At 63.9% G+C, this 13,395-nt stretch carries 14 protein-coding genes and 1 pseudogene; 12 read left to right on the top strand and 3 right to left on the bottom strand.

Going from position 1 to position 13,395, the window contains the following annotated elements:
• Positions 1-133: 133 nt before the first annotated feature.
• The 5 genes from IDT60_RS01575 to IDT60_RS01555 are packed head-to-tail and all read left to right on the top strand — an operon-like array spanning position 134 to position 4,261.
• Positions 134-955 carry an aldo/keto reductase gene (locus tag IDT60_RS01575; protein ID WP_164202875.1) on the top strand — a complete coding sequence of 274 codons (822 nt, stop codon included), beginning with the start codon at positions 134-136 and terminating at the stop codon, positions 953-955.
• A gap of 60 nt (positions 956-1,015) precedes the next feature.
• Positions 1,016-1,987: an aldo/keto reductase gene (locus IDT60_RS01570; protein WP_191080627.1), complete on the top strand. Its 972-nt coding sequence runs from the start codon at positions 1,016-1,018 to the stop codon at positions 1,985-1,987.
• The gene (locus IDT60_RS01565; RefSeq protein ID WP_191080626.1) at positions 1,984-3,024 is read left to right on the top strand and encodes an NAD-dependent epimerase/dehydratase family protein; all 1,041 of its coding nucleotides are present in this window, start codon (positions 1,984-1,986) and stop codon (positions 3,022-3,024) included. Before IDT60_RS01570 ends, IDT60_RS01565 begins: the two co-directional genes overlap by 4 nt.
• Positions 3,025-3,066: 42 nt before the next feature.
• Positions 3,067-3,396: an RNA polymerase sigma factor gene (locus tag IDT60_RS01560; protein ID WP_191080625.1), complete on the top strand. Its 330-nt coding sequence runs from the start codon at positions 3,067-3,069 to the stop codon at positions 3,394-3,396.
• Positions 3,389-4,261: a hypothetical protein gene (locus tag IDT60_RS01555; RefSeq protein WP_191080624.1), complete on the top strand. Its 873-nt coding sequence runs from the start codon at positions 3,389-3,391 to the stop codon at positions 4,259-4,261. Before IDT60_RS01560 ends, IDT60_RS01555 begins: the two co-directional genes overlap by 8 nt.
• A gap of 20 nt (positions 4,262-4,281) precedes the next feature.
• On the opposite strand, the gene IDT60_RS01550 is transcribed toward IDT60_RS01555, so the two are convergent.
• Positions 4,282-4,662 carry a nuclear transport factor 2 family protein gene (locus IDT60_RS01550; RefSeq protein ID WP_370590712.1) on the bottom strand — a complete coding sequence of 127 codons (381 nt, stop codon included), beginning with the start codon at positions 4,660-4,662 and terminating at the stop codon, positions 4,282-4,284.
• A gap of 183 nt (positions 4,663-4,845) precedes the next feature.
• Here IDT60_RS01550 and IDT60_RS01545 point away from each other — a divergent pair, with 183 nt between their 5' ends.
• The 6 genes and pseudogenes from IDT60_RS01545 to IDT60_RS23490 all read left to right on the top strand — a co-directional run.
• Entirely contained in the window at positions 4,846-5,337 is a 492-nt protein-coding gene (locus IDT60_RS01545) for a DUF2975 domain-containing protein (protein ID WP_191080623.1), read from the top strand.
• Positions 5,337-5,567, top strand: coding sequence for a helix-turn-helix transcriptional regulator (locus tag IDT60_RS01540; RefSeq protein ID WP_164202884.1), 231 nt, complete (start codon positions 5,337-5,339; stop codon positions 5,565-5,567). The genes IDT60_RS01545 and IDT60_RS01540 overlap by 1 nt, the downstream gene beginning before the upstream one ends.
• A 16-nt stretch (positions 5,568-5,583) precedes the next feature.
• On the top strand, positions 5,584-6,417 hold the full coding sequence (locus IDT60_RS01535) for an aldo/keto reductase (RefSeq protein WP_191080622.1): 834 nt from the start codon (positions 5,584-5,586) through the stop codon (positions 6,415-6,417).
• A gap of 132 nt (positions 6,418-6,549) precedes the next feature.
• Positions 6,550-6,816 (top strand): GlsB/YeaQ/YmgE family stress response membrane protein, encoded by a 267-nt coding sequence (locus IDT60_RS01530; RefSeq protein ID WP_164202889.1) that lies wholly within the window; start codon positions 6,550-6,552, stop codon positions 6,814-6,816.
• Between the two features lie 110 nt (positions 6,817-6,926).
• On the top strand, positions 6,927-7,418 hold the full coding sequence (locus IDT60_RS01525) for a YtxH domain-containing protein (RefSeq protein ID WP_191080621.1): 492 nt from the start codon (positions 6,927-6,929) through the stop codon (positions 7,416-7,418).
• Between the two features lie 136 nt (positions 7,419-7,554).
• A pseudogene (locus tag IDT60_RS23490) lies at positions 7,555-7,686 on the top strand (hypothetical protein); the annotation flags it as partial.
• 618 nt (positions 7,687-8,304) lie between these two features.
• Here IDT60_RS23490 and IDT60_RS01515 read toward each other — a convergent pair.
• Positions 8,305-9,552, bottom strand: coding sequence for an IS256 family transposase (locus IDT60_RS01515; protein ID WP_191081774.1), 1,248 nt, complete (start codon positions 9,550-9,552; stop codon positions 8,305-8,307).
• Between the two features lie 806 nt (positions 9,553-10,358).
• On the opposite strand from IDT60_RS01515, the gene IDT60_RS01510 reads away from it, so the two are divergent.
• Positions 10,359-12,104, top strand: coding sequence for an HNH endonuclease signature motif containing protein (locus IDT60_RS01510; protein ID WP_191079760.1), 1,746 nt, complete (start codon positions 10,359-10,361; stop codon positions 12,102-12,104).
• A gap of 216 nt (positions 12,105-12,320) precedes the next feature.
• Here IDT60_RS01510 and IDT60_RS01505 read toward each other — a convergent pair whose 3' ends face one another.
• Positions 12,321-13,145: a putative protein N(5)-glutamine methyltransferase gene (locus IDT60_RS01505; protein WP_223883843.1), complete on the bottom strand. Its 825-nt coding sequence runs from the start codon at positions 13,143-13,145 to the stop codon at positions 12,321-12,323.
• Positions 13,146-13,395: the final 250 nt, after the last annotated feature.

The raw sequence follows: 13,395 nt of genomic DNA, 5'->3' as shown, positions 1-13,395 counted from the left end.
TCTGTTCACTGGCCGCAACGTTGCTGACGCGCGCGGAAAATGCATAGGCTCATACAAGCAGCTTGCCAGAAAACGGTTTCCGCCGCCGCAGATCGCACCGGGAACTACCCGTTGCAGTAACAAAGGAGTCCCTATGACTGACATCTCGCTGAACAACGGCGTCTCCATCCCCCAGCTCGGCTTTGGTGTTTTCCAGGTCCCGCCGGAAGATACGCAGCGGATTGTCGAGGACGCGCTGGAGGCCGGCTACCGCCACATCGATACCGCGGCCGCGTACCGGAACGAGGCAGGCGTGGGAGCAGCCATCGCAGCATCCGGGCTCCCCCGCGAGGAACTCTTTATCACCACCAAGCTCCGCAACGGCGACCAGGGCCGGGCCCGGGATGCATTCCAGGACAGCCTCACGGCCCTGAAGCTTGATTTCCTTGACCTGTACCTCATCCACTGGCCGGTCCCCTCGCAGGGGCTCTTTGTCCAAGCCTGGAAGGAGATGGAGCACCTGTACGCCGGCGAGCAACTCCGCGCGATCGGCGTCTCCAACTTCCTGTCCGAGCATCTGGACACGCTGCTCGAAGCATCCGATGTGGTTCCCGCGGTGAACCAGATCGAGCTGCACCCCAGCTACCAGCAGGCCGAACTGGCCGCGAAAAGCCGCGCGCTTGGCATCGCTGTGGAGGCGTACAGCCCGCTGGGCCAGGGAGGCGACCTGAACGGAAACGCCGTCACCGCCGTCGCTCAGGCCCACCACGCCACCACCGCGCAGGTTGTCCTTGCCTGGCATCTGGCCGCCGGAACCATCGTCATCCCCAAGTCTGCTGACTCTGCACGCATGCGCGAGAACTTCGCAGCGACATCGTTGGGACTTTCCGACGACGAACTCGCCTCGATCACCGCCCTCGAGCGGGGTGCGCGCATCGGATCCGATCCCGCCGTCGCCGCTTTCTCGCAGCTCTAGACCCGTTCGCGGCGGGCCCGCCTGAAACCAGGCAGGCCCGCCCCCAGCCCGAGGAGCCCCGTGCAGTACACCCATCTTGGCCGCTCCGGCCTCAAGGTATCCCGGCTGTGCCTGGGCACCATGAACTTCGGCCCGCACACCAACGAGGCGGACGCGCACGCCATCATGGACTCCGCGCTGGACGCCGGCATCAACTTCTTCGACACCGCCAACGTCTACGGCGGGAGCGGACACCGCGGGTGGACCGAGGAGATCATCGGCCGCTGGTTCGCGCAGGGCGGCGAGCGCCGGGAACGGACCGTGCTGGCCACCAAGTTGTACGGCACCATGACGAACCGGCCCAACGAGTCGAAGCTGTCCGCGCTGAACATCCGCCGCGCCCTCGACGCCAGCCTGAAACGCCTGCAGACGGACTACATCGACGTCTACCAGTTCCACCACGTTGACAGGGATACTCCGTGGGACGAGATCTGGCAGGCCATTGACGTTGCGGTGCAGCAGGGCAAGATCCTGTATTCGGGGAGCAGCAACTTCGCAGGCTGGCACATCGTGCAGGCGCAGGAAGCCGCGCGACGCCGGAATTACAACGGATTGGTCAGCGAGCAGTCCATCTACAACCTGTTCCGGCGCGAAGTGGAACTCGAGGTTATCCCCGCCGCACAGCAGTACGGCCTGGGCCTCATACCCTGGTCCCCGCTGCAGGGCGGGCTTCTGGGCGGCGTGCTGAAGAAGGAACGCGAGGGAGTCCGGCGCAGGCAGGGCAGGGCAGTGGAGACGCTTCAGAAACACCGGGAGCAGATCCAGCAGTTCGAGGACTTTGCGGACGAACTGGGTCACGAACCCGGCGACACCGCACTGGCGTGGCTGCTGCACCAGCCTGCAGTCACTGCACCGATTGTCGGACCGCGGACGCAGGAGCAGCTCGAGGCCGCCATCCGGGCCCTGGATGTCAGCCTCGACGCCGCCGCCCTCGCCCGCCTCGACGACATTTTCCCCGGGCACCGTCCGGCACCGGAGGACTACGCGTGGTGAGCGTATTAGGGTTTGAAGCCGACACTGTGGCACCACGAAGTCTCCTCTTCCTTGGCGGCACCGGGGTGATCAGCGCAGCGGCGGCTGAACGCGCCGTCGTCCTCGGCCACCGCGTGACCATCCTGAACCGCGGGCAGTCCGGCAAACCGGTGCTGGACGGCGCTGAGGTCCTGCACGCGGACATCCGCGACGCCGAGGCGGTGCGGGGCGTACTTACGGGACGGACGTTCGACGCCGTCGCGGACTTTCTCACCTTCACTCCGGAGCAGGCGCGGGAAAACATCGCCCTCTTCCGCGGCACAACCGAACAGTACGTGTTCATCAGCACGGCGTCGGCGTATCAGAAGCCGCCCGCAAAACTGCCGATCCTCGAATCCACGCCGCTGAAGAACCCGTTCTGGCAGTATTCGCGGGACAAGATCGCCTGCGAGGACGTGTTGTTCGAGGCCTACCGGTCGGATGATTTTCCAGCGACCGTGGTGCGCCCGTCCCATACGTACGACCGCACCAGGGTGGGCCTGTTGGGCGGCTGGACAGACATCCACCGGATGCGCACCGGGCAGCCGGTCATGGTGCACGGCGACGGCACATCACTGTGGACGTTGACGCACGCCCGGGACTTCGCCAAGGCGTTTGTGGGGCTGCTGGGCCGGCCGCAGGCAGTGGGCGAGAGCTACACCATCACTTCGGACGAGTATCTGCCCTGGGACCGGATTTACCGTTTGTTTGCCAGGGCAGCCGGGGTTACGGAGCCCGAACTGGTCCACGTGGCCTCGGAAACCATTGCCGCACAGGGCGCCGGATACAGCCCCCACCTTGGGCCCGGCCTCCTTGGCGACCGCGCCCATTCAGTGGTGTTTGACAACTCCAAGATCAAGGCCCTGGTGCCCGGCTATGCGGCCACCATTCCGTTCGCGGACGGAACCCGGGAGATCGTCAACTGGTACGACAGCCATCCGGAGCTGCAGGTAGTGGACCGCGAGTTCATGGCCCTGAGCGACCGGCTGATCAGGTGGGCACGCCGGGCGGCTGACTGAGGCGCGGCCCAGCAGCTCGGACACATGATATTTGGGGGATGCGTGCTTTCGGAGCGCGAACTGGCGATTGTCGCCATTCACAAGGACAGTTATCCGCGGGTTTACAGCTTTGTGCGGCGGCGGGTGGAATCAGCAGAATTGGCGGAGGAGCTCGCCGCGGATGTCTTCCGCGTGGTGTGGCAGAAGTGGGACAAGGAAACCCGGACAGATATTGCGTGGATCCTGACAGTGGCCAGAAATCTGATCGGCAAGGCCGGGGCGCTGGACTGCAGTGAGGGTGCAGCAAAGGTCCGGCTGCACCGTGCCCGGGCCGCTTTCCGGAAGCAAATGTCGAGCAGTGCTGAAACGATGACACAGAAAATGGGTGCCTGAAATGGATCCGATCAAGAATATGATCTCGGCTGCAGACCCCATGCCCAACGATTCGTCCGCCCAGGACGGAGAAGCAGCCCTGCGGCGGATGCTCACCGAACCGCAGATGTTCAGCGACAGCCTGCCGCGTGAAGTTTCCTCTTCCTTCGTGGACAGGCAACGGCGCCGAAGTGCCAGACTTGGCGGCATCCTGACCCTTGCAGCAGTCGCGGTCACCGCCGGCTTGCTGGTCGCCACGAATCTGGGTTCCGTCACCACGGCCCCCCGCTCCCGCCGGCTCCAGCCCCTCCGTGGTGGCGCCAACCGCGGCCCCAACGCAGGCATCAACAGCGGTACCGGGTGTAACGCCGTCTGTGGGCGCTTCAGTCCCGGTCCCGACCCCACATCGAGCGTGGACGTCGACGTTTCGAACGCAGACGGCGCCGCAGTCGCGTCCTTGCACTATGGCCCGTCGGGCGGCATCGGCGGCATGTGCCAGGGACCGGTCCCCTACATGGTCCTGGACTCGGGAGAACTCGCTTTGCCTTACAACCCGTCAGCGGCTGAGGTCATAACGCCCCGGTTTGCCTTCCGGGCACTGCAGGAAGCCGGCCACGTCACCGCGTCCTATGGCATCACAAGCAGTGCGGCCGGCAAGGACGGTAAGTCCTGCATGTTCTACAACGTGGTCAGCAGGCCCGCCGAGGCGCCTCTCTACTCGTTTGCGGATGCCTTCCAGGTCAATGCAGGCGCCCCCGCCGAGAACGGAACCCGCAGTGGTGCCAAGACCTTTCCTTCGATGGAGGCTGCGCGCGCCTACATGCTGACCCCCGAATACCTGGACGCCAGGCGCATGATCACGTCGCTGAAGATCAAGGAGGGATAGTCTCCAAGGCGACGTCCGGGTCAGGTCCTTTCAACCCACTGCGCCCGCCAGGCCGGTGCCTCGAAGGCTTCGCTCCAGTAAGCCGTTTCCTTGGCGATCTTGCCGTCCCGGAATTCGAAGATGAACACCGTTTCGTACCGCGGCCCGTTGTAGTCCAGCAGGGCCTCGGCCACCACGAGGTTCCCGGCGCTAAGCAGCCGGCGTGGCGTGATGGTGGGCAGTTGGGGGAAGGCGTTATAGATACCCCTCCGGTTTTCGGCCCCGCGCACCACTTCCCCGGACTGCGGCCAGTGCATCACCGCATCGTCATGGAACAGCTCATCCATGACCTCGATATGGCGCTCGTTGATGCACGCAATGAGCCGCTCGACTGTGTTCTCGTTAGCACTGGATTCGCCCACGATGCGACCTGATTCCTTGACCATTCCGACGGACCGTTAGTCCTTGAATTGTCCTCCTCCAGAGCGGCAGGCACCACGGCTTCCGCTGTCCCGTCGGTTGGGCCGCCGAGAGTTCGTCCGAGATTGCCTCACTTGTCGAATATCGATAGGCTTTCATTGTTATTCGATATCAAGGAGACCCAAATGGGAAAGCTGCTCACCCTCGCCCTGCGCGCCGTCCTGGCGCTGGCACTCGCCGGCTCGCTGTTTGTCCAGGTCAGGATGGTGCCACTGATCTCCGTTGACCTGGAAGAAGCCGGCACTGACGCAGGCACCCGAATTCTTGCACTGGTGATTGTGCTCCTGGGCATCGCCACCGTCCAAGTCACCCTGGTGTGCGTCTGGCGCCTCCTGACCATGGTGCGGCGCGGGACCGTGTTCTCCCACGCGGCTTTCCGCTACGTTGACATCATTTTCGGCGCAGTCGCCGCCGCGTCAGTGCTCGTGTTCGCGCTGGCCGTGATGCTGGCACCCGGCGACGCGGCCCCCGGTATCGTGCTGCTGATCTGCGGGGCGTCCCTCCTGATTGCGGGGGTGGCGCTTATTGTCCTGGTGCTCAGGACGCTTCTCGCCCAGGCAGTGGCGCGCGACGCCGAAGCGAACCATCTGCGCGCCGAGCTCGGCGAGGCGATCTGATGCCCATCGTGGTGGACATCGACGTTATGCTCGCCCGGCGAAAGATGCCCGTGGGTGAGCTTGCTGACCGGATCGGCATCACGCCGGCCAACCTGGCAGTCCTTAAAAACGGCCGGGCCAAGGCGGTGCGCTTCACAACATTGGAGGCACTGTGCGAGGTCCTGGCCTGTCAGCCCGGAGACTTGCTTCGCTGGGAACCGGGGGAATCGGAAGACGCGGCGGCGTTATGAGGGGCAGACTGGTGAAATGACACTTTCACCGCTCGTTAAGCTCAATGACGGCCACAGCATCCCGCAGCTGGGACTTGGCACCTGGCCGCTGGATGACGATCAGGTGGCTGCCGCCGTCGTCAGCGCTGTTGAAGCCGGGTACCGGCACATCGATACCGCCGTGAAATACGGGAACGAGGAGGGTGTTGGCAATGGCATGCGGGCCAGCGGGGTGGACCGGGCCGAGCTGTTTGTCACCACCAAACTGGACGGGCAGTTCCAGGGTCAGGACCGCGCCGTAGCGGGCCTGGAAGGGTCGCTGAAGCGTATGCGGCTGGACTACGTGGATCTCCTGCTGATCCACTGGCCGCTCCCCCAACGCGACGAATTTATTTCGACCTGGAAAACGTTCGAGCGATTGCAGGCGGAGGGCAAAGTACGGTCCATCGGTGTCTCCAATTTCAAGCCTGCCCACCTGGAACGGTTGCTGGCTGAGACTGACGTTGTGCCAGCCGTAAACCAGATTCAACTGAGTCCGGCGATCACCCGGGTGGCTGAACGCGAATTTCATGCCCGGCATGGAATCGTGACGGAGTCATATAGCCCGCTCGGCGGGTCCGGAGCCAGTTTGCTGAAGGCTCCGATCCTTGTCCAGCTTGGCGAAAAGTACGACAAAACGCCTGCTCAACTGGTGTTGCGGTGGCATATTGAGCAGGGACTTGTAGTTATTCCGAAATCAGGCGATCCGGAGCGGATGCGCGAGAATCTGGACATCTTTGATTTCGCTCTGGATCGGCAGGATCTCGCGGAACTTGCCATTCTGGACGAGGGTCCCGGAGCGGGTAACGATTCAGACACAACCGGTCATTAACGGGCCCCAAACACTCGTTTTACGGGGTATCAGACTGGCTAAACGAAACTAAGCATGATTACTATTGAGGCAGAAGGATGAAGCGTCCCGGGATCCGGGTACCTCCTTTATGTAGGAAGAAGGACGACAAAAATGGGCTTCTTTGCTTTTTTGATTCTTGGCCTTATTGCCGGCGCGATTGCTAAGGCGATCCTTCCGGGCAAGCAGGGTGGCGGATGGATCATCACCCTTATCCTCGGCGTTGTTGGAGCATTCCTCGGCGGCTGGCTCGGCGGACTGCTTTTCAACGCTCCGCTGCAGGAGTTCTTCTCGCTGCAGACGTGGCTGCTCGCGATTGCCGGCTCGATCATCGTGCTGCTGATCTACGGCATGGTCACGAAGCGCAGCGTCCGCGGCTAATTTCTTTACCGGCGTGAAACCGGCCCTGGGACCCCCATCCCCGGGCCGGTTTTCTTTCTCCGGCCAATAAACCGGGGACTGGCACCCTTCTCAACGAGCAGGAGTTCATCATGAAATCTAAACTTCTTTTGGGTATCGGGATCGCGGCAGGCTATGTCCTGGGCTCGCGGTCCGGCCGGGCAGCATATGACAAACTCAAGGCAAGGGCGGTCACCGTCTGGGACAGCAAGCCTGTCCAGGACAAGGTCCATGCCGCAACGGACGCCATCAAGGAAAAAGCTCCGGACGTGGCTGACCAGTTGGGTGAGGCAGCCCGCCGGGCAAGCACCGTGATCGGCTCAGCCATGCACCACGACACCGCAACCGGTAATGGCAAGGCAAAAACGTCCGACGTCGGCGCCTCCGCAGCGGCTGCCGGAACCGCTGGTTCCGCCGGGGACCACATTCCCGCCCACAGCACCCACCCGGAAACGGTGAACCTTGGGACCTCGGATGTTGAATCCGACCCCGCGCTGAACGACTCCCAGGGCCAGGACTGGTCCGACGAGGGCGGCGCAACGCCCGCCGGAGCGGCCACGAACGTCGACCCCAGGCGGGAATAGCCACTCCTTCCCTGCGAGGACGTGACGGCCCGGTTGCCGCGTGACACGTAGCCGTGCGGGAACTGTGCTAAAACTGATTGACCTTGCTGGCCGTCGCGATCCTTGGGGGACGCGGCGGCCAGCGGCGTCCTAGGCGATGGCAATCAACCGCAGGTTACTTAGCCCGTGGCTAATGGGGGGAATACAGATGAGCACTGCAGGCAACAGCCCCACCCCGCCTCCGGGCTGGTACCCCGACCCCGCCGGGACCGGCCGGCTGCGCTGGTGGGACGGCTCCGGATGGACCGACCAATTCAGCACGCTTCAGCAAGGCATGTACGCCGGACCTAATACGGCGGGGCCATATGCAGCGAACCTATATGCGCCAGCGGCAGAACGGCCCCACATCAGCCGTGATGCTCCGGTCTACAATCCGCTGATCTGGGCCATTACTCTCCTCCCGCTGCTGTCGTCGATCCTCTTGCTTCTCTGGAATCCGGAACTCCGGTTTATTACCGTCGGGCGGCAGCAGACCCCCACCTTGGACCCGTTGTCGATCTTCACTCCCGCGTACTTCATGCTGGTCGTTTCGGGCTTCCTGGTATACGCAGTTTCCGTGCTGCTTGCCTACTTCGACTCCGAGCGGCTCAAACGCGCCGGTGTTGTCCGGCCGTTCCATTGGGCCTGGAGCTTCCTCAGCAGCGGCGTGTATGTCATCGGCCGCTCGGTGATCGTGTCGCAGGTGGCCCGCGGACGGGGGCTCGTGCCCATCTGGGTGCTGATCGGTGTCTTTGTCCTCAACATCGTGGTGACAAACATCAAGATGTCGGAGCTGATGTCGTCGATGATTGGGGGGTGTCAAGTTTTCTGTGTAAGGGACCGGTCGGTTATCCGGTCTGCCGGGTGGTCAGATCGGAAGTCGGTTGGGGAATTGAACGGCGAAAGCGTTCAGGGCCTGGTGCCAGCCTTGGGTGCCGGTTCCGAGCTCGCCGCCGCGGGTGGTCTCGATGTTCCGGATCCCCAGGTAGACCAGCTTGATTGCGGCCTCGTCGGAGGGAAATGAGCCCCTGGTTTTGGTGATTTTTCGCAGTTGGTAGTTGATCGATTCAATCTGGTTGGTGGTGTAGATGACTTTGCGGATCTCCGGGGTGAACGCCAGGAACGGCGTGAAGTCCTCCCACGCGTTCCGCCACGCCAATACCGCCCCGGGAGCTGTGCTCTGCCAGGTCTCCGCGAAGGCCTCCATGGCCAGCTCGGCCGCCTGCACGGTCGGTGCGGTGTAGATCGGGCGCATGTCCCGGGCCATGGCTTTGCGTGCGCCGTAGGAGGCGTATTTCATGGCCGAGCGCAGCAGGTGCACCACGCAGGTTTGCACGACGGTCTGGGGGTAGATGCTGTTCACCGCTGCCGGCAGCCCGGTGAGCCCGTCGCAGCACAGGATCAGGATGTCGGTCGCTCCGCGGTTGCGGATTTCGGTGAGCACGTTGGCCCAGAACTTCGCCCCTTCGCTGGTGCCCAGCCACAGGCCCAGGACCTGCTTGCGGCCCTCCACGTCCACGCCCACGGCCACGTGGCAGGCCTTGTTCACCACCACGCCGCCGTCCCGGATTTTCAGCCAGATCGCGTCGATGTAGACGATCGGGTAGACCGATTCCAGCGGCCGGTTCTGCCACTGGGCGACCTCATCGGCGATCACGTCGGTCACCCTCGAAATCGTCGCCGCGGAGACCTTGGTCCCGTAGATCTCATCGAGATGGGAGCCGATGTCCCGGGTGCTCATCCCGCGGGCGTAGAGGGACAGGATCATGTCCTCGACCTTGCCCAGCCGGCGGGCCCGCTTGGGCACGATCACCGGCTCGAAGGAACTGTTCCGGTCCCGCGGCACGGTGACCTGCACCGGCCCCTGGAGGGTCTGAACGCTCTTGGTGGTCTTGCCGTTGCGGGAGTTGCCCGTGCCCTGCCCTGCGGGGTCCCCGGACTCGTAGCCGAGGTGGTCGCTCATCTCGGTTTCCAGGGCCCGTTCCAGGACCGCACGGGTCATCCGGGAGAGCAGTTCCTCAACTCCGTTGCGGCCCTCCCCGAGGTCCTCCGCAGCCGTGACGAGGGCATCGATCTGATCGGCGCTCAAAACGCCTTCAAGGGGGTTGGTGGTCATACTGATTTCGGCCAAGAGGGCCCGTCCTTTCAGGGGCGAAACCGCAGGTCACACCCTAGTTAGAGACCGGACCCTTACACACTCAATGAAACACCCTCGATGATTGCGACCATTCCCGCGTAACTCCGGGCGTCCTGAGGGGCTTGAATTAGGGCGGATCACCAACACTTCAGTTCCCCATGACTCTGACCTCCGGGGTCCGGGGTCCGGGAATGAGCTTCGCTAGAGTGTAATTTCCTCGGAGCGGACCCGCCCGGCGTCCTGCACGAGGCTCTGGAAGAGAGCACATTATGCTCGATAGCCTGCTTGCAATATAACTTGGGCATCACTGACTCGCGGAGTCCAACCCTGATGGCACCCCTCCGGAAACACTGCACGAAGTGCGAAAAATACGATGCCCGAGGTGACCGCTGGTCGGGGCGCCTTGCGCTCGGTGACCACCCTGGCGACCCGGCCGGAAGCCAGTTCTACGATTGATCCGGGCGCTGCCGTCAGGCGCCCTTAGAACACGTCGCTATTTGAAGGCTTGAAGTAGCGGCCTACAGTGCACCGCGGCGATTCGCCCGTGCTGGTCCGCCGGGCTTCTGCCATTGCCGGTCCCCCTTCCAGAAGGAGTGCCCGACGCCGGCCTAAATGTCAGTGCCTCACGGCAGAGTATTCCCATGGAGGCTTTGACGGAGCAGCTCACGGGGAACGGCAGCCGTTCCGCTGTGCAATTGCGCGCTGCCTCCGCAACTGACGAGTGTTCCCGAGGCGGAATGCCCGACGCTGGCAATAATGTCAGTGCCTCACGGCAGAGTATTCCCATGGAGGCTTTGACGGAGCAACTCGCGGGGAACGGCAGCGTTTCTGCCGTGGCTGCGCCTGCGAGTCTGGCGGCGGCGATCGGCGTCGTCCGCGCCGCTGCCGCCGCGGCCCCGGCCCACCTGGCCATGGCCTCCTATCTGGAGGCCGCCGATTACGCCGGCCTCACCGAAGAACTCTCCCGGACCGTGGAGTACCTCCAGATCCTCTCCGCCGGGGCCGTGGACCGCACCCGCACCCAAGCCATCGCCGACGCCGCTGCCACCCGGGCGGTCAGGTCCTGGACCACCGGCTGGGACAGCACCGGCATCGAAACCGTCACCGAAACCGACGCAGCCTGGCCCGCCGGCGCAGGCACTCCTGCTCCTGCGTCCGGGTCACCGGCAGACGACGGCTGCAAAAACACCGCCGAATTCCTCCGTCTACGGCTGCGGATCGGTGGCAGCGAAGCCAAACGCCGCCTCCACCTCGCCCACGCCATCCTCCCCGAAACCACCCTCACCGGCGACACCCTCCCACCGGCCCGCGAACACCTCGCCGCAGCCCTCACCCCCACCAGCGACACGACAGACCCCGGCACCGAAACCCTGAACCCCCTTGAGCTCCCGGCAGCAGCCGGGCCCGTGATGTCCTCCCAGGCCGGGACAATCATCAGCGCCACCCTGGACCGCCTCACACACCACACCACCGCCGAAACCCTGGACCGGATCGAACACGACCTGACCCGCGCCGCCGCGACCACCGACCCCGACTTCCTCGCCCGCCTCGCCCGCCGCTGGGCCGACACCCTCGACGCCGACGGCACCGAACCCACCGAAGAAGCCCTCCGCCACACCCAAGGCGCGTTCATCCGCAAACCCCGCCACGGCCTGCACCACCTCGAAATCTTCGCCACCACCGACCAATACGAACACTTCGCCACCATCATGAACGCCGCCACCAACCCCCGCACCCACCCCACCACCAGCCCAGACACGGACAGCAACACCGGCAGCGCCGGCACGGACAACAGCGACGGGACCGGGCAGGGCGCGCGGCAGAACACCGGCGTGTGGCAGGACAATAACGTGGACCTGGACCGGCGCACCCGGCCCCAAAAACAACTCGACGGCATCATCACCGCCTTCAAAGCAGCCCTCACCACCAACAAACTCCCCACCGCCGGCGGGAACCGCCCCCAAATCATCGCCACCATCAACTACCAGGACCTCCTCCCCCACCTCCCAGCCCCGGAAACCGGCACCGACACCGGTCCGGCCAGCGCCGACACGGACACAGTCGCAAATACAGGTGCAGGTACAGGCACAGGCACAGGCAGTTTCATCTTCACCGGACCCGCCGCGGCCGCCACCATCCGCAAACTCGCCTGCCACGCCGACATCATCCCCACCCTCCTGGGCACCCACGGCGAAATCCTGGACCTCGGCCGCAAAACCCGCCTCTTCACCCCCGCCCAACGCCTCGCCCTCACCGCCCGCGACCAAGGCTGCACCTTCCCCAACTGCACCATCCCCGCACCCTGGTGCGAAGCCCACCACATCACCTACTGGTCACACAACGGCCCCACCAGCACCACCAACGGCGTCCTCCTCTGCTCACACCACCACCACCTCATCCACAAAGAACAATGGACCATCCACACCACCAACGACACCCCCTGGTTCACACCCCCACGCCACATCGACCCCACCCAAAAACCCCAACAAAACCACTACTTCAAACCACCCCCACCACCCCAACGCGAATAAGCAGGACGTGTGTGCAGAGCGCCGGAGAAGGTTTGCCCCCAAGCGTGGCCACGGCACGGAGCAACGGTCCGGGCACGGAGCAACGGTCCGGGCGTGGGGCACGGACTAGGCGTGGGGCACGGACTAGGCGTGGGGCCCGGACTAGGCGTGGCGCACGGGCCGTGGTGTAGATACGCCAAGCGAAGGCTCCGAATAAACCCGAAGGCCGGGCGATGGCTAGTCGGCCCTGCCGATAACAACGGTGCCGTCGAGGTCGTCCGATCGGACAGTCCTAACGGCCAATCCCGCAGCGGTCATGATCGAGGCAGTACTTCCCGCCTGCCGAACGCTCGTTTCAATGAGGAGAAAGCCGTCTGCGTGCAGCCATTCCACCGCTCTGGCGGCCACTCGGCGATGGAGGTCCAGGCCGTCCGCGCCGCCGTCGAGCGACATCATCGGCTCATAGTCACGAGCTTCGCGGGGCATGGTGGCAATCTCGGCCGTCGGGACATAGGGAGCGTTCGCAGTGATGATCGAAACCTTCCCCTTGAGTGCGGGCGGAAGAGCCTGGTAGAGGTCCCCTTTGTAAACAGCCCCACCCACCTTGGCAACGTTCCGTTGCGCGCACACCACGGCAGCCGGGTCAATGTCCGCAGCATGGAGTTCAAGCCCTGGAATTTGGGACGCGATGGCTACGCCCGCTGCCCCGGACCCGCAGCAAAGGTCCACAACGACGGGAGGCCCTGCACCAGCGCGGTTCTCCCCCGAGAATTCAGTCGACAGCAGCGCAGCAGCTTCGTTGACCAGCAGTTCGGTACGGAGACGCGGAACAAAGACGCCGGCGTCAAGCTCAATCCGCAGGCCGCAAAACTCCGCCCACCCCAGGATGTGCTCCAACGGATAGCCGGCAACGCGCCGCTCCACAGACGCCGCCACGTCGGCCGGAGACGCACCGTCCGCCATGAGAAGCCGGGCTTCCTCCTCCGCAAAGACACACCCGGCTGCACGGAGCCGTGGGACGATCGCGGCAAAGGACCCGAGGCGCAATTCGGAGTTTTGCAAGGAACCCCTTTCGGTACACCGGTCAGAGGAGATGTGTGTGCCTGACGTGACCGGATGATGGTCCAGGCAGCCCGCCATGGACCCCATGTTATGCGGACCATAGCGCGTTTGGGACGGTCTAAAAAGACTGGATTTATTGTGTGCAAGCGCTTACAGTTTGGCGTGGTCCACCGAGCAATCGCTGGGATTGCGTGGATCCTGTCCAACACAAACCGATTATCACCATCCATTAGCAGCCGCTCAAAACCCT

It is taken from the genome of Pseudarthrobacter sp. BIM B-2242, from assembly GCF_014764445.1.
GTDB lineage: Bacteria > Actinomycetota > Actinomycetes > Actinomycetales > Micrococcaceae > Arthrobacter > Arthrobacter luteus_A.
Note: the sequence above shows the minus strand (reverse complement) of the source record. Positions and strands in the feature narration are given on the sequence as shown.